Source organism: Streptomyces sp. NPDC033178, assembly GCF_055577685.1.
The window spans coordinates 204,265-225,797 of record NZ_JBVIPT010000003.1 but is presented as its reverse complement, the minus strand read 5'-3'; the positions used below and the strand labels follow the sequence as shown (position 1 = coordinate 225,797).

The following is a 21,533-nucleotide window of genomic DNA, read 5'->3' as shown; positions in this document are numbered from 1 at the left end:
TCCGATAGCCTCTGCCGACACGCTGCCCGGCCGCCCCCGGCCTGGGGCGCCCCCCACCACGCACATGCCCGGCGTCGGCGTACGCCGGAACCCAGAGGAGTGAGTTCGTCTGTCGACCGCCATCCTCACCGGTCAGCCGGTCCCCGGGTCGTCGCTCGAGAACGATCTCCGGTCGCTCGGCTTCGACGTGCGGGTCGCCACTGACGCGGCCGACGCCGAGACGCTCCTCGCCGCCGTCCCCGCCGACCGGCGGGTCGCCGTCGTCGACGCCCGCTTCGTGGGGCACGTCCACGCGCTGCGGCTCGGCCTGACCGACCCGCGCTTCGACGCCGCCGCGATCCCCGGTGCCGTCACCGCCCGGCCCGCGGCCCGTCCGGCGCTGACCCGCGCGCTGCGCACCGCCTCCGACGACGCCTCGAACGGCTCGGTGGTGGTCGGCATCCTCGCCGAGCGGATCGCGGAGGTCCTCGACACCGACCTGCACCGCCCCGAACTCGGCGAACTCGTCGCCGAGGTGCCGAGGGACCCGCAGGCCCGCAACGAGGCCCGGCAGGCCGTCTCCGTCGTGGACGACGAGGCGATCAGGCTGCGTACGGCCGTGAAGTCCCGCGACGGCTTCTTCACGACGTACTGCATCAGCCCGTACTCCCGCTACCTCGCCCGCTGGTGCGCCCGCCGCGGCTTCACCCCGAACCAGGTCACCACGGCCTCGCTGATCACCGCGCTGATCGCGGCGGGCTGCGCGGCGACCGGCACCCGTGCCGGCTACGTCGCCGCGGGGCTGCTGCTCCTCTTCTCCTTCGTCCTCGACTGCACGGACGGCCAGCTCGCCCGCTACTCCCTGCAGTACTCCACGCTCGGCGCCTGGCTCGACGCGACCTTCGACCGCGCCAAGGAGTACGCCTACTACGCGGGCCTCGCCCTCGGCGCGGCCCGCGGCGGTGACGACGTATGGGCGCTCGCCCTCGGCGCGATGGTCCTGCAGACCTGCCGGCACGTCGTCGACTTCTCCTTCAACGAGGCGAACCACGACGCCACCGCCAACACCAGCCCCACCGCGGCCCTTTCCGGCAGGCTCGACAGCGTCGGCTGGACGGTCTGGCTGCGCCGCATGATCGTGCTGCCCATCGGCGAGCGCTGGGCGATGATCGCCGTCCTCACGGCGGTCACGACGCCCCGCATCACCTTCTACGTGCTGCTGATCGGCTGTGCCTTCGCCGCGACGTACACGACCGCGGGCCGGGTGCTCAGGTCCCTGACCCGCAAGGCACAGCGCACCGACCGCGCCGCCCAGGCCCTGGCCGACCTCACCGACTCCGGTCCGCTCGCCGAGTTCCTGGCCCGCCTGACGCGCGGTGTGCGCCTCAGCGGCCCGGCCGTCGTCGCCCTGGTCGCCGGTGCACTCGTCGTGGGCGCCTCCTGGCTTTCCCCGTACGGCAGTTGGTGGCCCGTCCTGGGCGCCGGCGTGTACGTCCTGCTGTCGCCCGTGGCCCTGCAGCGGCCCCTGAAGGGCGCCCTGGACTGGCTGGTTCCGCCGTTCTACCGGGCGGCCGAATACGGGACCGTACTGGTACTGGCGGCCAAAGCCGATGTGAACGGAGCCCTTCCTGCGGCTTTCGGGCTGGTGGCGGCCGTCGCCTACCATCACTACGACACGGTGTACCGCATCCGCGGCAACGCCGGCGCGCCGCCGCACTGGCTGGTGCGGGCGATCGGCGGGCACGAAGGCAGGACGCTGCTGGTCACCGTCCTGGCCGCGCTGCTCACGGCCACAGATTTCAAGGTCGCGCTCACGGCTCTCGCCGTGGCCGTGGCGCTCGTGGTGCTCGTCGAGAGCATCCGCTTCTGGGTGACCGCCCACAAACTCGGCGCACCCGCCGTACACGATGAAGGAGAACCCGCATGATCGGCCTCGTGCTGGCTGCCGGCGCCGGACGGCGTCTGCGCCCCTACACCGACACCCTGCCCAAGGCACTGGTGCCGGTGGGACCCGAGGGCAACGAGGACAGCATCACCGTGCTCGACCTCACGCTCGGCAACTTCGCCGAGATCGGCCTGACCGAGGTCGCGATCATCGTCGGTTACCGCAAGGAGGCCGTCTACGAGCGTCGCGAGGCGCTGGAGCAGAAGTACGGCGTCAAGATCACTCTGATCGACAACGACAAGGCCGAGGAGTGGAACAACGCCTACTCCCTGTGGTGCGGCCGTGACGCCATCAAGCACTCGGTGATCCTCGCCAACGGCGACACCGTGCACCCGGTCTCCGTCGAGAAGACCCTGCTCGCCGCCCGCGGCGACGGCAAGAAGATCATCCTCGCCCTCGACACGGTGAAGTCCCTCGCCGACGAGGAGATGAAGGTCGTCGTCGGCCCCGAGGGCGGCATGACCAAGATCACCAAGCTGATGGACCCGGCCGAGGCGACCGGTGAGTACATCGGCGTCACCCTCATCGAGGGCGACGCGGCCGACGAGCTGGCCGACGCGCTGAAGACGGTCTTCGAGACCGACCCGCAGCAGTTCTACGAGCACGGCTACCAGGAGCTCGTGAATCGCGGCTTCCGTATCGACGTGGCCCCCATCGGCGACGTCAAGTGGGTCGAGATCGACAACCACGACGACCTCGCCAAGGGACGCGTGATCGCGTGCCAGTACTGACGAGGCTCATCCCCTCGCCGGTCGTCGTCGACATCCGTCCGGGTGCCCTGGACGACCTGGCGAGTGTCCTCGCCGACCAGCGCATCTCGCACTCCGGCAAGCTGGCCGTCGCGATCAGCGGCGGCTCGGGCGCCAAGCTGCGTGACCGGCTGGCCCCGGCGATGCCGGGCGCCGACTGGTTCGAGGTCGGGGGCGGCACCCTGGACGACGCGATCAAGCTCGCCGACGTCATGAAGAAGGGGCACTACGACGCGGTCGTCGGCCTCGGCGGCGGCAAGATCATCGACTGCGCGAAGTTCGCCGCGGCACGCATCGGCCTCCCGCTGGTCGCCGTCGCCACGAACCTCTCGCACGACGGTCTGTGCTCGCCGGTCGCGACCCTCGACAACGACGCGGGCCGTGGTTCCTACGGTGTGCCGAACCCGATCGCGGTCATCATCGACCTCGACGTGATCCGTGAGGCTCCCGTCCGCTTCGTGCGCTCCGGTATTGGCGACGCCCTGTCCAACATCTCCGCGGTCGCGGACTGGGAGCTGGCCAACCGTGAGAAGGGCGAGGCGATCGACGGCCTGGCCGCCGCGATGGCCCGCCAGGCCGGCGAGGCCGTGCTGCGGCACCCGGGCGGCGTCGGCGACGACGCCTTCCTCCAAGTGCTCGCCGAGGGCCTGGTCCTCACCGGCATCTCCATGTCGGTGGCGGGCGACTCCCGCCCGGCGTCCGGTGCCTGCCACGAGATCAACCACGCCTTCGACCTGCTCTTCCCCAAGCGCGCCGCCAGCCATGGCGAGCAGTGCGGTCTGGGCGCGGCCTTCGCGATGCACCTGCGCGGTGCCCGCGAGGAGTCGGCGTACATGGCCGAGGTCCTGCAGCGCCACGGCCTCCCCGTGCTCCCGGACGAGATCGGCTTCACCGTGGAGGAGTTCGTCCAGGTCGTGGAGTTCGCTCCGTCGACCAGGCCGGGCCGCTACACGATCCTCGAACACCTCGACCTGTCCACCGACCAGATCAGGGACGCATACGCCGACTATGCAAAAGCCATCGGTAGCTGAGCTCCGCCCGGTCGTCCACCCCCCGGGTGTGAAGGACCGGCGGAGCGGCGAGCACTGGGGAGGCCGGCTCTACATGCGCGAGATCTCGCTGCGCATCGACCGGCACCTGGTGAACACCCGGGTCACGCCCAACCAGCTGACCTACGTGATGACCGTCTTCGGCGTGCTCGCCGCCCCGGCCCTGCTGGTGCCGGGCATCCCGGGCGCCCTGCTCGGCGTACTGATGGTCCAGCTGTACCTGCTGTTCGACTGCGTCGACGGCGAGATCGCCCGCTGGCGCAAGCAGTACTCGATGACCGGGGTGTACGTCGACCGGGTCGCCGCCTACCTGTGCGACGCCGCGGTCCTGGTCGGCTTCGGCCTGCGCGCCGCGGACCTGTGGGGCACCGGGCGGATCGACTGGCTGTGGGCCTTCCTCGGCACCCTGGCCGCCCTCGGCGCCGTCCTGATCAAGTCCGAGACCGACCTCGTCGGGGTCGCCCGGCACCAGACCGGCAAGGCGCCGGTCCAGGAGTCGGCGTCCGAGCCGCGCTCCTCCGGCATGGCGCTGGCCCGCCGGGCCGCCGGCGCTCTCAAGTTCCACCGGCTCGTCCTCGGCATAGAGGCCTCCCTGCTGATCCTGGTCCTCGCGGTCCTGGACACGGTCAGGGACGACCTGTTCTTCTCGCGACTCGGCGTCGCGGTCCTGGCCGGCATCGCGCTGCTGCAGACCGTGCTGCACCTGGTGTCCATCCTCGCTTCGAGCAGGCTGAAGTGAGCACGGCCATGAAGGTCGGCGCGGTGATCATCACCATGGGTAACCGCCCCGACGAACTCCGTGCCCTCCTCGACTCGGTCGCCAAGCAGGACGGCGACCCGGTCCAGGTGGTCGTGGTCGGCAACGGCTCGCCCGTACCGGACGTCCCCGCGGGCGTACGGACGGTCGAGCTGGCCGAGAACCTCGGCATCCCCGGCGGCCGCAACGTCGGCATCGAGGCGTTCGGCCCCGGCGGAACCGACGTGGACGTCCTTCTCTTCCTGGACGACGACGGCCTCCTCGCGAACCACGACACCGCGGAGCTCTGCCGGCAGGCCTTCGCGGCCGACCCGGAGCTCGGCATCATCAGCTTCCGCATCGCCGACCCCGAGACCGGCGTCACCCAGCGCCGCCACGTGCCCCGGCTGCGCGCCTCCGACCCGATGCGCAACTCGCGCGTCACCACCTTCCTCGGCGGCGCCAACGCCGTCCGTACGAAGGTGCTCGGCCAGGTCGGCGGACTGCCCGACGAGTTCTTCTACGCCCACGAGGAGACCGACCTCGCCTGGCGTGCCCTCGACGCGGGCTGGATGATCGACTACCGCTCGGACATGGTGCTGTACCACCCCACGACCGCCCCCTCGCGGCACGCGATCTACCACCGGATGGTCGCCCGCAACCGTGTCTGGCTGGCCCGTCGCAATCTGCCCGCGCCGCTGGTTCCCGTGTATCTCGGCGTGTGGATGCTGCTGACCCTCGCCCGACGCCCCTCCCGCCCCGCGCTGAGAGCCTGGTTCGGTGGTTTCAAGGAGGGCTGGACCAGTCCGTGCGGCCCCCGGCGCCCCATGAAGTGGCGTACGGTATGGCGCCTGACCAGACTGGGCCGGCCACCCGTCATCTGACAAGCTCGAAATCTGAGAGCATTCGGGCCGTACCCCGGTCCCTGGCTTTGGCCTACGCCCGACCAGGCTGCGTATCTTGAGGACGAAAGTTTCCACTTGTGAGTGAGACAACGCATGACGGTGGTGTCGCGGTGAGCGCCCCTCCGTCGCCCGATGAAGGGCTCTCCGCGGCGGACCTCGCCGCCAAGTACGGGCTTGCCGTCAGCGGCGCCCGGCCCGGACTCGTCGAGTACGTCCGCCAGCTCTGGGGACGGCGTCACTTCATCCTTGCCTTCTCGCAGGCGAAGCTGACCGCCCAGTACAGCCAGGCCAAGCTCGGCCAGCTCTGGCAGGTGGCCACACCGCTGCTGAACGCACTCGTGTACTTCCTGATCTTCGGCCTGATCCTGGGCGCCGACCGCGGTATGCCCCAGGAGGTCTACATCCCGTTCCTGGTGACGGGCGTCTTCGTCTTCACCTTCACCCAGAGCTCGGTGATGGCGGGAGTCCGCGCGATCTCCGGGAACCTCGGCCTGGTCAGGGCGCTGCACTTCCCGCGCGCCGCGCTGCCGATCTCGTTCTCGCTGCAGCAGCTCCAGCAGCTGCTCTTCTCGATGATCGTGCTGTTCGTCGTGGCGGTCGGCTTCGGCAGCTACCCGGGCCTGTCCTGGCTCCTGATCGTTCCGGTGCTCGCGCTGCAGTTCCTCTTCAACACCGGCCTGGCGATGATCATGGCCCGGATGGGCGCCAAGACCCCGGACCTCGCCCAGCTCATGCCGTTCGTGATGCGTACGTGGATGTACGCGTCCGGTGTGATGTTCTCGATCCCCGTGATGCTGGAGAAGCACCCTGCCTGGATCGCCGACATCCTTCAGTGGAACCCGGCCGCCATCTACATGGACCTGATGCGCTTCGCGCTGATCGACGGCTACGGTTCCGAGAACCTGCCCCCGCACGTGTGGGCGGTCTCGGCCGGCTGGGCCCTCCTCGTCGCCGTCGGCGGATTCGTGTACTTCTGGAAGGCTGAGGAGCGCTACGGCCGTGGCTGAGGAAAACACCGGGGACCAGATCCCCACCGTCATCGCGGACGAGTTGCACATCGTCTACCGGGTCAACGGCGCCAAGACCGGCAAGGGCAGCGCCACCGCGGCCCTCAGCCGCATAATCAAGCGCGGCGAGGACCGTGGTGTCCGCAAGGTGCACGCCGTCCGTGGGGTCTCCTTCAAGGCCTACCGCGGCGAGGCGATCGGCCTGATCGGCTCCAACGGCTCCGGCAAGTCCACCCTGCTGCGGGCCATCGCGGGACTGCTCCCCGCCGAGAAGGGGCACGTCTACACCGACGGCCAGCCCTCGCTCCTCGGCGTCAACGCGGCCCTGATGAACGACCTCACGGGCGAGCGGAACGTCATCCTCGGCGGGCTCGCCATGGGGATGTCCCGCGAGCAGGTCCGGGAGCGCTACCAGGACATCGTCGACTTCTCCGGCATCAACGAGAAGGGCGACTTCATCACCCTGCCGATGCGCACCTACTCCTCCGGTATGGCCGCCCGGCTGCGCTTCTCCATCGCGGCGGCCAAGGACCACGACGTCCTGATGATCGACGAGGCCCTGGCGACCGGCGACCGCTCCTTCCAGAAGCGCTCCGAGGCCCGCATCCGCGAGCTGCGCAAGAGCGCGGGCACGGTCTTTCTCGTCAGCCACAACAACAAGTCGATCCGTGACACGTGCGACCGCGTCCTGTGGCTGGAGCGCGGCGAGCTGCGCCTGGACGGCCCGACCGACGAGGTCATCAAGGAGTACGAGAAGTTCACGGGCAAGTAGCCCGAATCGCTCAGGGCCCCGTCGGAACGTTCCGGCGGGGCCCTGCGTCTGCAAAGGAAACGCCAACTCTGGGCGTCCTTAGGAATCTTGACGCCAATCGGTGTGTTGTTGTGATGTGCAGGACACCCCGACGAGGCATGGCGGGTTGTACAACGTAAGCTGTACCGGTGCTGATTCGCGGCAAGTAGGGCGATAATGCGCGACACCCGGCATAGGGTCTGCTGCGCGGACGTCCGGGCGGCGTGTCCGAAATAGTCTGTATTGGGTCGGCAGTGTAGAACGGGAGATGTGACGGCAATGGCTACGGAAACTCTCCAGCTCAGCTGCGCGTGTGCCGTCTGTGCGTGTGCCGTTCCCGGCCCAGGCAGTGAGCGGTGACGCCAGCCGGGACCGCGCGCGCCGGTGACCCGGAGCGCAGCACCCTGGACAAGGCCACGGACGAGAACTTCCCCGTGGCACCGTTCTTCCTGCCCAGGGCATGGCGCGCCGACCTGATGGCCGTCTACGGCTTCGCCCGCCTGGTCGACGACATCGGCGACGGCGACCTGGCCCCCGGCGGTGCCGACGCCCGCCTCCTGGGCGTGTCCCCCGAGGAGGCCGAGGACCGGCTGCTCCTCCTCGACGCCCTCGAGACCGATCTCCGCAGGGTCTTCGACGCGACCCCCCGCCACCCGCTCCTGCGCCGCCTCCAGCCGACGGTCCGCCGCGCCGGGCTGACCCCCGAGCCCTTCCTCGGCCTGATCGCGGCGAACCGCCAGGACCAGCTCGTCCAGCGGTACGAGACCTACGACGACCTCGTCGCTTACTGCGAACTGTCCGCGAACCCCGTCGGCCGACTGGTCCTCTCGGTCACCGGCACCTCGACCCCCGAGCGGGTCCGCCGCTCGGACGCCGTCTGCACGGCACTGCAGATCGTCGAGCACCTCCAGGACGTCGCCGAGGATCTGGACCGCGACCGTATCTATCTGCCCGCCGAGGACATGAAGCGCTTTCATGTCCAGGAGGCGGATCTGGCCACGGCCACGGCAGGCGCATCGGTGCGCGCACTGGTTGCATACGAAGCAGAACGCGCCCTGAACCTCCTGAATGAAGGCACCCCCCTCGTGGGTAGCGTCCACGGCAGGCTGAGGCTGCTGCTCGCGGGCTTCGTTGCAGGAGGAAGGGCGGCAATCCGTGCGATTGCCGCCGCCGAATACGACGTACTTTCCGGCCCGCCCAAGCCCGGCAAGATCCAGTTGCTGCGCGAGGTGGGAGTGACTCTGCGAGGAGAGGGGTGATCCGGACCGTGGAGGCTCCGCCGCACATGTCCGCACCGGTACTCGCCGCATACAGCTACTGCGAGGCGATCACCGGGCAGCAGGCCCGCAATTTCGCGTACGGCATCAGACTGCTGCCGACGCCCAAGCGTCGCGCCATGTCGGCGCTGTACGCGTTCTCGCGCCGCGTCGACGACATCGGAGACGGCACGCTCGCCCCCGACGTCAAGGCCGCGCGCCTCGAAGACACCCGGGCGCTGCTCGCCCGGGTCCGCGACCGCTCCGTGGACGAGGACGACACCGACCCGGTCGCGGTCGCCCTCAGCCACACGGCGGACCACTTCCCGGTCCCGCTCGACGGCCTCGACGAACTGATCGACGGCGTCCTGATGGACGTCCGCGGCGAGACCTACGAGACCTGGGACGACCTCAAGGTCTACTGCCGCTGCGTGGCAGGGGCCATCGGCCGCCTCTCGCTCGGCGTGTTCGGTACGGAACCGGGGGCGCGCGGTGCCGAGCGGGCGCCCGAGTATGCCGACACGCTCGGGCTCGCGCTGCAACTCACCAACATCCTCAGGGATGTTCGCGAGGACGCCGAGGACGGGCGGACCTATCTGCCCGCGGACGACCTGGCGAAATTCGGCTGCTCGGCTGGCTTCGACGGAGCGTATCCACCGGCCGGTTCCGACTTCGCGGGCCTCGTCCACTTCGAAGTGCGACGGGCCCGCGCCCTTTTCGCGGAGGGCTACCGGCTGCTGCCCATGCTGGACCGCCGCAGCGGCGCCTGTGTCGCGGCCATGGCCGGCATCTACCGCCGCCTCCTCGACCGCATCGAGCGCGAGCCGGAGGCCGTCCTGCGCGGCCGTGTCTCATTGCCCGGCCGCGAGAAGGCGTACGTCGCCGTGCGGGGCCTTTCCGGCCTCGACGCGCGGCACGTCTCGCGCCGAACCATCAGGAGGCGCGCTTGATGGACGCTTTGGGCCAAGATGACGCAAGTCCAGGGAAACGGCGCGCAACCCTCCGGTCGGGGACCGCGTCCCTGACTTCAACGGCCGACCGTGCACTGTTCGATCAGCGCGGCCCGGCTTCGGGGGAAGGTGCACGATGAACGACACGACGCAGGACGAGGGGCTCGACGCGGATCCGCAGAGCCGCCCGGCGACGGCCGTGGTGGTCGGCGGGGGGCTCGCCGGAATCACCACCGCGCTCGCGCTCGCCGACTCCGGGGTGCGTGTGACGCTGGTGGAGGGCAGGCCGCGTCTCGGCGGGCTGGCCTTCTCCTTCCAGCGCGGCGCTCTCACCGTGGACAACGGCCAGCATGTGTATCTGCGCTGCTGCACCGCGTACCGCTGGTTCCTCGACCGCGTCGACGGAGCAGAGCTTGCTCCCCTGCAGGATCGTCTCGACGTGCCCGTTCTCGACGCCGACGCGAAACCCGGGCGCAGACTCGGCAGAATCGGCCGCACGGCGTTGCCCGTACCACTGCATCTGGCGAAAAGCCTCGCGACCTATCCCCATCTGTCGCTCGCCGAGCGCGCCAGAGTAGGACGTGCCGCGCTGGCCCTGAAGGGCCTCGACCTCGCGGATCCGGCGCTCGACGCGCAGAACTTCGGCACCTGGCTGGCCGCGCACGGTCAGTCGGAGCGCGCCATCGAGGCACTGTGGGACCTGGTGGGGGTCGCCACCCTCAACGCGGTGGCCGGCGACGCTTCGCTCGGGCTCGCCGCGATGGTGTTCAAGACCGGTCTGCTGTCCGATCCGGGCGCGGCCGACATCGGCTGGGCACGCGTCCCGCTGGGTGAACTGCACGACCGGCTGGCCCGCAAGGCGCTCGACTCCGCGGGCGTCCGTACCGAACTCCGGACACGGGTCACCTCCATCTCCCAACACGGGAACGGCCGTTGGAGCGTTCAGGTTCCCGGCGAGACGCTCGACGCCGACGCGGTCGTGCTCGCCGTACCGCAGCGCGAGGCCCACGATCTGCTGCCCGACGGCACCCTCGACGCCCCTGAGCAGCTCCTCGACATCGGTACGGCACCGATCCTCAACATCCACGTCGTGTACGACCGCAAGGTGCTCAGCCGGCCGTTCTTCGCCGCACTCGGCTCGCCGGTGCAGTGGGTCTTCGACCGGACCGAGGCGTCCGGGCTCTCGGACGGCCAGTACCTCGCGCTGTCGCAGTCGGCCGCGCAGGACGAGATCGACGAACCCGTCTCGGCACTGCGCGAGCGGTACCTGCCGGAGCTGGAGCGGCTGCTGCCCGGCACCCGCGGCGCCGAGGTCCGGGACTTCTTCGTGACCCGGGAGCGCACGGCGACGTTCGCTCCGACCCCCGGCGTCGGGCGGCTGCGGCCCGGCGCCCGCACCAAGGCACCCGGCCTCTACCTGGCCGGCGCGTGGACCGCCACAGGGTGGCCCGCGACCATGGAGAGTGCGGTCCGCAGTGGCGTGAGCGCGGCGGACGCCGCGCTGAGCGCCCTGGGCCGGCCCCGCGACCACCTCCTCGAACTCTTCGAGGAGGCGGCGTGACGCTCGAACTGAGCGCGGCGGGCCCCCGCACCCCCCGTATCACCACAAGAGGAGAGACTGTGCCCACTGTGCCCCCGGCATCGACGGCTGCCGACGCGGTGGACGTGACCGCGCTCCTGGAGCGCGGCCGGACCCTGGCCACTCCGGTACTGAGGGCGGCCATCAACCGCCTCGCCCCTCCCATGGACACCGTCGCCGCCTACCACTTCGGCTGGATCGACGCCGAAGGCAACCCCGCCGAGGGAGACGGCGGCAAGGCCGTACGTCCCGCCCTCGCCGTCATGTCCGCCGAGGCCGCCGGCGCGGCCCCCGAGGTGGGCGTGCCGGGCGCGGTCGCCGTTGAACTGGTGCACAACTTCTCGCTCCTGCACGACGACCTGATGGACGGCGACGAGCAGCGCCGCCACCGTGACACCGTCTGGAAGGTGCACGGCCCCGCCCAGGCCATCCTCGTCGGCGACGCCCTGTTCGCGCTGGCCAACGAGCTGCTCCTGGAGCTCGGCACGGTCGAGGCGGGCCGTGCCACGCGCCGACTGACCACCGCCACCCGCGCCCTGATCGACGGCCAGGCGCAGGACATCTCCTATGAGCACCGCGACCGGGTCAGCGTCGAGGAGTGCCTGGAGATGGAGGGCAACAAGACGGGCGCCCTGCTCGCCTGCGCCTGCTCCATCGGCGCGGTTCTCGGCGGCGCCGACGACGTCACCGCCGACACGCTGGAGAAGTACGGCTACCACCTCGGCCTCGCCTTCCAGGCCGTCGACGACCTGCTCGGCATCTGGGGCGACCCGGTGGCCACCGGCAAGCAGACCTGGAGCGACCTGCGCCAGCGCAAGAAGTCCCTGCCGGTCGTCGCCGCGCTCGCGGCGGGCGGCCCGGCCTCCGAGCGCCTGGGTGAACTGCTCGCCGAGGACGCCAAGAGCAGCGACTTCGAGAACTTCTCCGAGGAGGAGTTCGCCGCGCGCGCCGCGCTCATCGAGCAGGCGGGCGGCCGCGAGTGGACCGCCCAGGAGGCGCGCCGCCAGCACACCATCGCCATCGAGGCCCTCGACACGATCCTCATGCCGGACCACGTACGGGCCCAGTTCGTTGAGCTCGCCGACTTCGTCGTCGTACGAAAGAGATGATCACTATCGGTCGAATAAGCCTCGCGTAGTCGCCGGCCGGTGCCGCGGGAGAACGAGCACCGGCCGACGGCGGACCCACAGCAGAGACATGCCACTGCACGAAGGGGAAGCCATGACAGCGACGACCGACGGAAGCACCGGGGCCCTGCCGCCCCGCGCAACCGCGGCCAGCGAAACCACAGAAGTCACGACTCCCGAGGCGGCCGGGACAGTCGACACCCGAGACGCCGCCGAGCGCGCGATACTGCGCGCCACCGACTTCCTGCTCTCCACGCAGGACGCCCAGGGTTGGTGGAAGGGCGACCTTGAGACGAACGTCACGATGGACGCCGAGGACCTGCTGCTGCGTCAGTTCCTGGGCATCCGCGACGAGGCGACCACCCGCGCCGCCGGCCTCTTCATCCGCGGCGAGCAGCGCGAGGACGGCACCTGGGCCACCTTCTACGGCGGACCGGGCGAACTCTCCACCACCATCGAGGCGTACGTCGCCCTGCGGCTGGCCGGTGACGCGCCGGACGAGCCGCACATGGCGAAGGCGTCCGCGTGGATCCGCGAGCGGGGCGGCATCGCCTCGGCCCGGGTCTTCACCCGGATCTGGCTCGCCCTGTTCGGCTGGTGGAAGTGGGACGACCTGCCCGAACTCCCGCCGGAGCTCATCTACTTCCCCAAGTGGGTGCCGCTCAACATCTACGACTTCGGGTGCTGGGCGCGGCAGACCATCGTGCCGCTCACCGTCGTCTCGGCCAAGCGTCCGGTACGGCCCGCGCCGTTCGCGCTCGACGAGCTGCACACCGACGCGAACAACCCGAACCCGGTCAAGCCCCTTGCCCCCGTGGGGAGTTGGGACGGGGTCTTCCAGCGGCTCGACAAGGCCCTGCACACCTACCGCAAGGTCGCGCCGCGCCGACTCCGCAGGGCCGCGATGAACACCGCCGCCCGCTGGATCATCGAGCGACAGGAGAACGACGGCTGCTGGGGAGGCATCCAGCCGCCCGCCGTGTACTCGATCATCGCGCTGCACCTGCTGGGCTACGACCTCCAACACCCGGTGATGCGCGAGGGGTTGGCGTCCCTCGACCGGTTCACCGTCTGGCGCGAGGACGGGGCCCGGATGATCGAGGCCTGCCAGTCGCCGGTGTGGGACACCTGCCTCGCGACCATCGCGCTCGCCGACGCGGGCGTGCCCGCCGACCATCCGCAGCTGGTGAAGGCCGCGGACTGGATGCTCGGAGAGGAGATCGTCCGCCCGGGGGACTGGGCGGTCAAGCGGCCCCATCTGCCGCCGGGCGGCTGGGCGTTCGAGTTCCACAACGACAACTACCCCGACATCGACGACACCGCGGAGGTCGTCCTCGCGCTGCGCCGCGTCAAGCACCACGACCCGGAGCGCATGGAGAAGGCCATCGGGCGCGGGGTGCGCTGGAACCTCGGCATGCAGTCGAGGAACGGCGCGTGGGGCGCATTCGACGTCGACAACACCAGCCCCTTCCCCAACCGGCTGCCGTTCTGCGACTTCGGCGAGGTCATCGACCCGCCGTCCGCCGACGTCACCGCGCACGTCGTGGAGATGCTCGCGATCGAGGGACTGTCCCACGACCCGCGTACCCGCCGAGGCATCGAGTGGCTGCTCGCCGAACAGGAGGCGAACGGCTCCTGGTTCGGCCGCTGGGGCGTCAACTACGTATACGGAACCGGGTCGGTGGTGCCCGCGCTGGTCGCCGCCGGGCTGCCCGGGTCGCATCCCGCGATCCGCCGGGCCGTGGCGTGGCTGGAGACCGTGCAGAACGACGACGGCGGCTGGGGCGAGGACCTGCGCTCCTACCACGACGTCGCCGAGTGGAGCGGGCGCGGCGCCTCGACCGCATCTCAGACCGGGTGGGCGCTGCTGGCGCTGCTCGCGGCCGGGGAGCGCGACTCCAAGGCCGCCGAGCGCGGTGTCGCGTGGCTCGCGGAGACCCAGCTGGCGGACGGCTCCTGGGACGAGCCGTACTTCACCGGTACGGGGTTCCCGTGGGACTTCTCGATCAACTACCACCTCTACCGGCAGGTCTTCCCGCTCACCGCGCTCGGCCGGTACGTCAACGGCGAACCGTTCGCCGACCGGCAGGGCTCCTTCGGCAGGGCGAGCTGATGAGCACGACACCGGGCGCCGCCCCGCTGCTGATCGCCTGCGCGCTCGGCATCGAGCAGCTCGCCCTGCGCACCGGCGGCGACCGGGGCAGCGCCGACGGCCCGGTCACCGTGCTGCGTACGGGCATGGGGCCGGAGGCCGCCGAGCGGGCGGTCACCCGGGCCCTGACCGGACCCGCGCTGAGTGGGGCGGCCGTCCTGGCCACGGGCTTCTGTGCCGGGCTCGCCCCCGGCATGCACCCGGGGGACCTGGTCGTCGCCGACGAGACCCGGGACCCGCGCGGCACCACGCCCTGTGTGGGCACCGACCTGCTCGTCAAGGAACTGGCGCGAGCCCTGCCCGGGCGCACCGTCCACACGGGGCCGCTCACCGGCTCCGATCACGTCATCCGCGGTCAGGAACGGTCGGAACTGCTCGCGACCGGCGCTATCGCGGTCGACATGGAGTCGGCGGCCACACTCCACAGCGCCGTCCGCGCGGGCATGCGCCCGGTTGCGGCCGTCCGGGTGGTCGTGGACGCTCCAGAACATGAACTCGTCCGGATCGGCACGGTGCGCGGTGGAATATCAGCCTTCCGCGTTCTTCGTGCCGTTCTTCCCGCTTTCTTCGAATGGCACCGTTCTTTGCTGCTCCCCAGGAGGTGAGCCAGATGGCCATGCCGCTCCGCCAGACCATCAAGGTCGCGACGTATCTCTTTGAACAGAAACTGCGCAAGCGCGAGAAGTTTCCGCTGATCGTCGAGCTTGAACCGCTCTACGCCTGCAATCTGGCATGCGAGGGCTGCGGCAAGATCCAGCACCCGGCCGGAGTGCTCAAGCAGCGCATGCCGGTGGCCCAGGCCGTCGGGGCGGTGCTGGAGTCCGGGGCGCCGATGGTGTCCATCGCCGGCGGCGAGCCCCTGATGCACCCGAAGATCGACGAGATCGTGCGGCAGCTGGTGGCCAGGAAGAAGTACGTCTTCCTGTGCACCAACGCCATGCTGCTGCGCAAGAAGATGGACAAGTTCACGCCCTCGCCGTACTTCGCCTTCGCCGTGCACATCGACGGCCTGCGTGAGCGGCACGACGAGTCCGTCGCGAAGGAGGGAGTGTTCGATGAGGCCGTGGCGGCCATCAAGGAGGCCAAGAAGCGCGGCTTCCGGGTCACCACCAACTCGACCTTCTTCAACACCGACACCCCGCAGACGATCATCGAGGTCCTCAACTTCCTCAATGACGACCTGCACGTGGACGAGATGATGATCTCGCCCGCGTACGCCTACGAGAAGGCGCCCGACCAGGAGCACTTCCTGGGCGTGGAGCAGACCCGCGAACTGTTCAAGAAGGCCTTCGCGGGCGGCAACCGGCGGCGCTGGCGGCTCAACCACTCCCCGCTCTTCCTGGACTTCCTGGAGGGCAAGGTCGACTTCCCGTGCACGGCGTGGGCGATCCCCAACTACTCGCTCTTCGGCTGGCAGAAGCCCTGCTACCTGATGAGCGACGGGTATGTCACGACGTACCGGGAACTCATCGAGGACACCGACTGGGACTCGTACGGCCGCGGCAAGGACCCGCGCTGCGCCAACTGCATGGCGCACTGCGGATACGAGCCGACAGCGGTCCTGGCCACCATGGGCTCCCTCAAGGAGTCCCTGCGGGCCGCCCGCGACACCGTCTCCGGAAACCGCGGGTGACGTCGTGACCGCCATCTCCTTGGGCCTCCCCGAGGTGCCCGTCCGGCCGATCGCGGAGCGCCGTGTGTCGCGGCAGATCCAGGTCGGACCGGTGGCGGTCGGGGGCGGGGCACCCGTGTCCGTCCAGTCGATGACGACGACGCGTACGTCGGACATCGGCGCCACCCTGCAGCAGATCGCCGAACTCACCGCGTCCGGCTGCCAGATCGTCCGCGTCGCCTGTCCCACGCAGGACGACGCGGACGCGCTGGCCACCATCGCGCGCAAGTCGCAGATCCCGGTGATCGCGGACATCCACTTCCAGCCGAAGTACGTGTTCGCCGCGATCGAGGCGGGCTGCGCGGCGGTCCGCGTGAACCCGGGCAACATCAAGCAGTTCGACGACAAGGTGAAGGAGATCGCGCGGGCCGCGAAGGACCACGGCACGCCGATCCGGATCGGGGTCAACGCGGGTTCGCTGGACCGGCGGCTGCTCCAGAAGTACGGCAAGGCGACGCCCGAGGCGCTCGTCGAGTCGGCGCTCTGGGAGGCATCGCTCTTCGAGGAGCACGGGTTCCGGGACATCAAGATCTCGGTCAAGCACAACGACCCGGTCGTGATGGTCAACGCCTACCGGCAGCTGGCGGCCCAGTGCGACTACCCGCTGCACCTCGGCGTGACCGAGGCGGGACCCGCCTTCCAGGGGACCATCAAGTCCGCGGTGGCCTTCGGGGCGCTGCTCGCCGAGGGCATCGGGGACACCATCCGGGTCTCCCTGAGCGCGCCGCCCGCCGAGGAGTGCAAGGTCGGCATCCAGATCCTGGAGTCGCTGAATCTCAGGCAGCGGCGGCTGGAGATCGTGTCCTGTCCCTCCTGCGGGCGGGCCCAGGTCGACGTCTACAAACTGGCCGACGAGGTCACGGCCGGCCTGGAGGGCATGGAAGTGCCCCTCCGTGTCGCGGTCATGGGCTGCGTCGTCAACGGACCGGGAGAGGCCAGGGAGGCGGACCTGGGGGTCGCCTCCGGCAATGGCAAGGGCCAGATCTTCGTCAAGGGCGAGGTCATCAAGACGGTGCCCGAGTCGAAGATCGTGGAGACCCTCATCGACGAGGCGATGAAGATCGCCGAGCAGATGGAGGCGGACGGCGTCGCGTCAGGCGAGCCGGAGGTCACGGTGCCGGGGCAACCCACCGTCACCGCGAGTTAGCTGGAGCACGGACCGAGAGGGGGCCGAGCGTGACGATTCTGGAGAGCATCCGGGGACCACGCGACCTGAAAGCGCTGTCCGAGGCGGAGATAGGTCAACTGGGCGACGAGATCCGGGAGTTCCTGGTGCACGCGGTCGCCAGGACCGGCGGTCATCTGGGACCCAACCTGGGGGTGGTGGAACTCTCCATCGCGCTCCACCGGGTCTTCGAGTCGCCGGTCGACCGCATTCTGTGGGACACCGGCCATCAGAGCTACGTACACAAGCTGCTGACGGGACGTCAGGACTTCTCCAAGCTGCGTGGCAAGGGCGGCCTGTCCGGCTACCCGTCGCGCGAGGAGTCCGAGCACGACATCATCGAGAACAGCCACGCGTCCACCGCGCTCGGCTGGGCCGACGGGCTCGCCAAGGCCCGCCAGGTGCAGGGGGAGAAGGGGCACGTCGTCGCGGTCATCGGCGACGGCGCGCTCACCGGCGGTATGGCGTGGGAGGCGCTGAACAACATCGCGGCCGCCAAGGACCGGCCGCTGATCATCGTCGTCAACGACAACGAGCGTTCGTACTCGCCGACCATCGGCGGCCTCGCGAACCATCTGGCGACCCTGCGGACCACCGACAGCTACGAGAAGGTCCTGGCCTGGGGCAAGGACGTGCTGCTGCGCACACCCGTCATCGGCGGCACGCTCTACGAGTCGCTGCACGGCGCGAAGAAGGGGTTCAAGGACGCGTTCGCGCCGCAGGGCATGTTCGAGGACCTGGGGCTGAAGTACGTCGGGCCGATCGACGGGCACGACGTGGGCGCGGTGGAGTCGGCGCTGCGGCGTGCGAAACGATTCCACGGGCCCGTACTCATCCACTGTCTGACGGAGAAGGGGCGCGGCTACGAGCCCGCGATCGCCCACGAGGAGGACCACTTCCACACGGTCGGTGTGATGGACCCGCTCACCTGCGAGCCCCTCGCGCCGTCCAACGGCCCTTCCTGGACCTCGGTGTTCGGCGACGAGATCGTACGGATCGGTGAGGCGCGCGAGGACGTCGTGGCGATCACGGCGGCCATGCTGCACCCGGTGGGCCTCGCGAAGTTCGCGGAGAGGTTCCCCGACCGGGTGTGGGACGTGGGTATCGCCGAACAGCACGCTGCGGTGTCCGCGGCCGGGCTCGCGACGGGCGGACTGCATCCGGTCGTCGCGGTGTACGCGACCTTCCTGAACCGTGCCTTCGACCAGCTGCTGATGGATGTCGCACTGCACCGCTGCGGAGTGACCTTCGTGCTGGACCGCGCCGGGGTCACGGGAGTTGACGGTGCGTCACACAACGGCATGTGGGACATGTCGATCCTCCAGGTCGTGCCGGGGCTCAGGATCGCCGCGCCGCGCGACGCCGACCAACTGTGCGCCCAGCTGCGCGAGGCGGTCGCGGTGGACGACGCCCCGACCCTGATCCGGTTCCCCAAGGAGTCGGTGGGGCCGGTCGTTCCGGCGGTCGACCGGGTCGGCGGCGTGGACGTCCTGCATCGCGGCGAGCGGCCCGAAGTGCTCCTCGTGGCCGTCGGTGTGATGGCGCCGGTGTGCCTCCAGGCGGCCGAACTGCTGGAGGCGCGGGGTCTCAACTGCACGGTCGTGGACCCGCGTTGGGTCAAGCCCGTCGATCCCGCGCTGCCCGGCCTCGCCGCCGAACACCGCCTGGTCGCCGTCGTCGAGGACAACAGCCGGGCGGCCGGCGTGGGCGCGGCGGTCGCGCTCGCCCTCGGGGACGCCGAAGTCGACGTGCCCGTACGGCGGTTCGGGATCCCCGAGCAGTTCCTCGCGCACGCCAAGCGCGGTGAGGTGCTCGCCGACATCGGTCTCACGCCGGTCGAGATCGCGGGACGGATCAGTGCGAGCCTGGCCACCCGGGAGGCGCGCTCGACGGTCATGGAGGCCGAACCCGCGGCCGAGGGGCGGGCTGTGAACGGGCAGGCCGCCGGGGCGAAGGCCTCCTCGTCCTCCGCGTCCGGCGTCTCGAAGGCGCGGTCCGCCGGGCAGAGTGCTTCGAAGGCGCAGCCCGCCAGGCAGCGCGTCGCGAAGAGGCAGACCGCCAAGAAGCCGGCGGGCAAGGAGCATGCGTCCAAGGAGAAACAGGAATGACCACCAGCAAGCCCCAGGAGTTCGACCTCGCAGGCCTGCTCGCCGAGCGTGGAGCCGAGCGCTACGAGCTGCACGCGAAGCATCTGAACCACCAGCTGCCGCGCATGCTGCACACCATCGGCTTCGACAAGGTCTACGAGCGGGCCGAGGGCGCGTACTTCTGGGACGCGGACGGCAACGAGTACCTGGACATGCTGGCCGGGTTCGGGGTGATGGGCCTGGGCCGCCATCACCCCGTCGTCCGCAAGGCGCTACACGACGTCCTCGACGCCCAACTCGCCGACCTCACGCGCTTCGACTGCCAGCCGCTGCCCGGGCTGCTGGCGGAGAAGCTGCTCACGCACAGTCCGCATCTGGACCGGGTGTTCTTCGGCAACAGCGGTACGGAGGCCGTCGAGACGGCGCTGAAGTTCGCCCGGTACGCGACCGGGAAGCCGAGGGTTCTGTACTGCACGCACGCCTTCCACGGTCTGACCACCGGATCCCTGTCCGTGAACGGTGAGGACGGCTTCCGGGACGGCTTCGCCCCGCTGCTGCCCGACACGGCCGTCCCGCTCGGCGATCTCGACGCGCTGGCAAGGGAGTTGAAGAAGGGCGACGTCGCCGCGCTGATCGTCGAGCCGATCCAGGGCAAGGGCGTGCACGAGTCGCCGCCCGGATATCTGCGCGGCGCACAGGAGTTGCTGCGCAGGCACAAGGCGCTGCTCATCGCGGACGAGGTGCAGACGGGGCTCGGGCGGACCGGGGACTTCTACGCCTACCAGCACGAGGACGGCGTGGAGCCGGATCTGGTGTGCGTGGCCAAGGCGCTGTCCGGCGGGTATGTGCCGGTCGGGGCGACGCTCGGCAAGGACTGGATCTTCAAGAAGGTCTACTCGACCATGGACCGCGTCCTCGTGCACTCCGCGAGCTTCGGGGCCAACGCGCAGGCCATGGCGGCGGGCCTCGCCGTCCTGTCGGTCATGGAGAACGAGCAGATCGTCGCCAACGCCCGCGCCACGGGGGAGCAGTTGAAGTCCCGGCTCGCGGCGCTCGTCGACAAGTACGAGCTGCTGAGCGACGTCCGCGGCCGTGGGCTGATGATCGGCATCGAGTTCGGGCGGCCCAAGTCGCTGAAGCTGCGCAGCCGTTGGACGATGCTGCAGGCGGCGCGGAAGGGGCTGTTCGCCCAGATGGTGGTCGTGCCGCTGCTGCAACGGCACCGGATCCTCACCCAGGTCTCCGGCGACCATCTGGAGGTGATCAAGCTGATTCCGCCGCTGGTCGTCGGGGAGCGGGACGTCGACCGGTTCGTGGAGGCCTTCACCGCTGTGATGGACGACGCGCACAGCGGGGGCGGGCTGATGTGGGACTTCGGGAAGACGCTGGTGAAGCAGGCGGTCGCCAACCGTTAGGGCTCTGTGCCACTCACGGACCTGCGTCGTCGCTGCCGCGGACCTGCGTCGCTGCCGCGTCGCTGCCTGCCTCGTGGCGGTGGGCCGGCCTCGCTTTTTGCCTCTGAGGTAAGAAATTTGCCTCAGAGGTAAGCCTCCGGCTCAATGGAGGCCATGAACCCTGTCGAGGGTACGAGCCCTTCCGAGCCGGGGGCGGCCGACGAGCTGCCCGCGGTCGCACCGCAACTGCGTGCGCTGCGGCGCCGTGCCTCACTCACCCTGGAGTCCGCGGCCCGCGCCGCCGGGCTCTCGCCCGCGCATCTGTCCCGTCTGGAGACCGGACAGCGCCAGCCCTCGCTGCCGATGCTGCTCGCACTGGCCCGCATCTACGGTACGACCGTCTCCGAGCTGCTCGGCGAGACGGTCGCCGAGCGGGACGCCGTCGTGCGTGCCGCCGACATGGAGCCCACCCGGGCCGGTGGCTGGACGTACTGGCAGGCCGGCGCGGCGGGCCGTGGCATGCAGTCCCTGCGTGTGCACGTCCCGTACGGAGCCCAGGGCGACATCGTGCGGGTCCACCCCGGAGAGGAGTGGCTGTACGTCCTGGAGGGGCAGCTGCGGTTGCGCCTCGGAGACACCGCGCACGTCCTCGCGCCCGGCGACAGCGCGCACTTCGACTCGCTGACCCCGCACCGGATCGCCGCCGCGGACCGGGACGGGGCCGAGCTTCTCTTCGTACACACCCTGCTGCAGAGCCCCACGGCCACGCTGTGTCTCGGACCGACGACCCCTGGAGAGACGTCATGAAGGACATGGAGGAGAAGTTCCCGCGCGCTCTGTGGGTACGGCTGATCATCTACGTGGCGGTCGGGCACATCTTCGCCGCCTTCATCTACCTGCTGTTCTCGCTCGGCGCCCAGGGGCAGTAAGCAGTAGCGGATCCCGAGGTCGGGAAGCCAGGTCGGTAGGACGGCATGCCGGGTCGGTCGGC

Annotated in this window: 20 protein-coding genes; all 20 read left to right on the top strand. The window is 70.0% G+C overall.

Annotated elements, in window-relative coordinates; translation table 11 throughout:
* Window positions 1-109: 109 nt before the first annotated feature.
* The 20 genes from ACZ5VQ_RS08335 to ACZ5VQ_RS08240 all read left to right on the top strand — a co-directional run bounded on the left by ACZ5VQ_RS08335 (window position 110) and on the right by ACZ5VQ_RS08240 (window position 21,471).
* Window positions 110-1,906 (top strand): DUF5941 domain-containing protein, encoded by a 1,797-nt coding sequence (locus tag ACZ5VQ_RS08335; RefSeq protein ID WP_469104576.1) that lies wholly within the window; start codon window positions 110-112, stop codon window positions 1,904-1,906.
* Complete coding sequence (locus ACZ5VQ_RS08330; protein WP_200394692.1) at window positions 1,903-2,655, top strand: phosphocholine cytidylyltransferase family protein; 753 nt, start codon at window positions 1,903-1,905, stop codon at window positions 2,653-2,655. Before ACZ5VQ_RS08335 ends, ACZ5VQ_RS08330 begins: the two co-directional genes overlap by 4 nt.
* Window positions 2,643-3,704 (top strand): iron-containing alcohol dehydrogenase family protein, encoded by a 1,062-nt coding sequence (locus ACZ5VQ_RS08325; RefSeq protein ID WP_469104213.1) that lies wholly within the window; start codon window positions 2,643-2,645, stop codon window positions 3,702-3,704. The genes ACZ5VQ_RS08330 and ACZ5VQ_RS08325 overlap by 13 nt, the downstream gene beginning before the upstream one ends.
* Window positions 3,682-4,461, top strand: a complete 780-nt coding sequence (locus ACZ5VQ_RS08320) for a CDP-alcohol phosphatidyltransferase family protein (protein WP_388905169.1) — start codon at window positions 3,682-3,684, stop codon at window positions 4,459-4,461. The genes ACZ5VQ_RS08325 and ACZ5VQ_RS08320 overlap by 23 nt, the downstream gene beginning before the upstream one ends.
* The gene (locus ACZ5VQ_RS08315) at window positions 4,458-5,342 is read left to right on the top strand and encodes a glycosyltransferase family 2 protein (RefSeq protein WP_469104212.1); all 885 of its coding nucleotides are present in this window, start codon (window positions 4,458-4,460) and stop codon (window positions 5,340-5,342) included. Before ACZ5VQ_RS08320 ends, ACZ5VQ_RS08315 begins: the two co-directional genes overlap by 4 nt.
* A gap of 98 nt (window positions 5,343-5,440) precedes the next feature.
* A complete protein-coding gene (locus tag ACZ5VQ_RS08310; protein WP_190227418.1) occupies window positions 5,441-6,370 on the top strand; it encodes an ABC transporter permease in 930 nt (309 codons plus the stop codon).
* A complete protein-coding gene (locus tag ACZ5VQ_RS08305) occupies window positions 6,363-7,142 on the top strand; it encodes an ABC transporter ATP-binding protein (RefSeq protein WP_362073131.1) in 780 nt (259 codons plus the stop codon). The genes ACZ5VQ_RS08310 and ACZ5VQ_RS08305 overlap by 8 nt, the downstream gene beginning before the upstream one ends.
* 374 nt (window positions 7,143-7,516) lie before the next feature.
* Window positions 7,517-8,419 carry a squalene synthase HpnC gene (gene hpnC / locus ACZ5VQ_RS08300; RefSeq protein WP_469104211.1) on the top strand — a complete coding sequence of 301 codons (903 nt, stop codon included), beginning with the start codon at window positions 7,517-7,519 and terminating at the stop codon, window positions 8,417-8,419.
* Window positions 8,420-8,445: 26 nt separating this feature from the next.
* Window positions 8,446-9,366: a presqualene diphosphate synthase HpnD gene (hpnD, locus tag ACZ5VQ_RS08295; RefSeq protein ID WP_307887923.1), complete on the top strand. Its 921-nt coding sequence runs from the start codon at window positions 8,446-8,448 to the stop codon at window positions 9,364-9,366.
* Window positions 9,366-9,506: a DUF6380 family protein gene (locus ACZ5VQ_RS08290; RefSeq protein WP_469104575.1), complete on the top strand. Its 141-nt coding sequence runs from the start codon at window positions 9,366-9,368 to the stop codon at window positions 9,504-9,506. The genes hpnD and ACZ5VQ_RS08290 overlap by 1 nt, the downstream gene beginning before the upstream one ends.
* Window positions 9,503-10,927, top strand: a complete 1,425-nt coding sequence (hpnE, locus tag ACZ5VQ_RS08285) for a hydroxysqualene dehydroxylase HpnE (RefSeq protein WP_469104210.1) — start codon at window positions 9,503-9,505, stop codon at window positions 10,925-10,927. Before ACZ5VQ_RS08290 ends, hpnE begins: the two co-directional genes overlap by 4 nt.
* Window positions 10,924-12,054, top strand: a complete 1,131-nt coding sequence (locus ACZ5VQ_RS08280; RefSeq protein WP_200394684.1) for a polyprenyl synthetase family protein — start codon at window positions 10,924-10,926, stop codon at window positions 12,052-12,054. The genes hpnE and ACZ5VQ_RS08280 overlap by 4 nt, the downstream gene beginning before the upstream one ends.
* A 112-nt stretch (window positions 12,055-12,166) precedes the next feature.
* Window positions 12,167-14,185 (top strand): squalene--hopene cyclase, encoded by a 2,019-nt coding sequence (gene shc, locus ACZ5VQ_RS08275; RefSeq protein WP_469104209.1) that lies wholly within the window; start codon window positions 12,167-12,169, stop codon window positions 14,183-14,185.
* Complete coding sequence (locus ACZ5VQ_RS08270; RefSeq protein ID WP_469104208.1) at window positions 14,185-14,829, top strand: phosphorylase family protein; 645 nt, start codon at window positions 14,185-14,187, stop codon at window positions 14,827-14,829. The genes shc and ACZ5VQ_RS08270 overlap by 1 nt, the downstream gene beginning before the upstream one ends.
* A gap of 5 nt (window positions 14,830-14,834) precedes the next feature.
* Window positions 14,835-15,857: an adenosyl-hopene transferase HpnH gene (gene hpnH, locus ACZ5VQ_RS08265; protein WP_469104207.1), complete on the top strand. Its 1,023-nt coding sequence runs from the start codon at window positions 14,835-14,837 to the stop codon at window positions 15,855-15,857.
* Between the two features lie 4 nt (window positions 15,858-15,861).
* Window positions 15,862-17,043 carry a flavodoxin-dependent (E)-4-hydroxy-3-methylbut-2-enyl-diphosphate synthase gene (ispG, locus tag ACZ5VQ_RS08260; protein ID WP_055616154.1) on the top strand — a complete coding sequence of 394 codons (1,182 nt, stop codon included), beginning with the start codon at window positions 15,862-15,864 and terminating at the stop codon, window positions 17,041-17,043.
* Window positions 17,044-17,072: 29 nt separating this feature from the next.
* Window positions 17,073-19,169: a 1-deoxy-D-xylulose-5-phosphate synthase gene (gene dxs / locus ACZ5VQ_RS08255; RefSeq protein ID WP_469104206.1), complete on the top strand. Its 2,097-nt coding sequence runs from the start codon at window positions 17,073-17,075 to the stop codon at window positions 19,167-19,169.
* Window positions 19,166-20,563 (top strand): aspartate aminotransferase family protein, encoded by a 1,398-nt coding sequence (locus tag ACZ5VQ_RS08250; protein ID WP_469104205.1) that lies wholly within the window; start codon window positions 19,166-19,168, stop codon window positions 20,561-20,563. The genes dxs and ACZ5VQ_RS08250 overlap by 4 nt, the downstream gene beginning before the upstream one ends.
* Window positions 20,564-20,716: 153 nt before the next feature.
* Complete coding sequence (locus tag ACZ5VQ_RS08245; protein ID WP_362073109.1) at window positions 20,717-21,349, top strand: helix-turn-helix domain-containing protein; 633 nt, start codon at window positions 20,717-20,719, stop codon at window positions 21,347-21,349.
* A complete protein-coding gene (locus ACZ5VQ_RS08240) occupies window positions 21,346-21,471 on the top strand; it encodes a DUF6126 family protein (RefSeq protein ID WP_055616152.1) in 126 nt (41 codons plus the stop codon). Before ACZ5VQ_RS08245 ends, ACZ5VQ_RS08240 begins: the two co-directional genes overlap by 4 nt.
* Window positions 21,472-21,533: the final 62 nt, after the last annotated feature.

What these genes read in the sequence shown, in the direction of transcription:
- shc (WP_469104209.1), top strand. Translation starts at nt 12,167, where the DNA reads ATGACAGCGACGACCGACGGAAGCACCGGGGCCCTGCCGCCCCGCGCA.
- ACZ5VQ_RS08290 (WP_469104575.1), top strand. Translation starts at nt 9,366, where the DNA reads ATGGACGCTTTGGGCCAAGATGACGCAAGTCCAGGGAAACGGCGCGCA.
- ACZ5VQ_RS08270 (WP_469104208.1), top strand. Translation starts at nt 14,185, where the DNA reads ATGAGCACGACACCGGGCGCCGCCCCGCTGCTGATCGCCTGCGCGCTC.
- hpnD (WP_307887923.1), top strand. Translation starts at nt 8,446, where the DNA reads ATGTCCGCACCGGTACTCGCCGCATACAGCTACTGCGAGGCGATCACC.
- ACZ5VQ_RS08245 (WP_362073109.1), top strand. Translation starts at nt 20,717, where the DNA reads ATGAACCCTGTCGAGGGTACGAGCCCTTCCGAGCCGGGGGCGGCCGAC.
- ACZ5VQ_RS08330 (WP_200394692.1), top strand. Translation starts at nt 1,903, where the DNA reads ATGATCGGCCTCGTGCTGGCTGCCGGCGCCGGACGGCGTCTGCGCCCC.
- ACZ5VQ_RS08240 (WP_055616152.1), top strand. Translation starts at nt 21,346, where the DNA reads ATGAAGGACATGGAGGAGAAGTTCCCGCGCGCTCTGTGGGTACGGCTG.
- ACZ5VQ_RS08320 (WP_388905169.1), top strand. Translation starts at nt 3,682, where the DNA reads ATGCAAAAGCCATCGGTAGCTGAGCTCCGCCCGGTCGTCCACCCCCCG.
- ACZ5VQ_RS08250 (WP_469104205.1), top strand. Translation starts at nt 19,166, where the DNA reads ATGACCACCAGCAAGCCCCAGGAGTTCGACCTCGCAGGCCTGCTCGCC.
- hpnH (WP_469104207.1), top strand. Translation starts at nt 14,835, where the DNA reads ATGGCCATGCCGCTCCGCCAGACCATCAAGGTCGCGACGTATCTCTTT.
- hpnE (WP_469104210.1), top strand. Translation starts at nt 9,503, where the DNA reads ATGAACGACACGACGCAGGACGAGGGGCTCGACGCGGATCCGCAGAGC.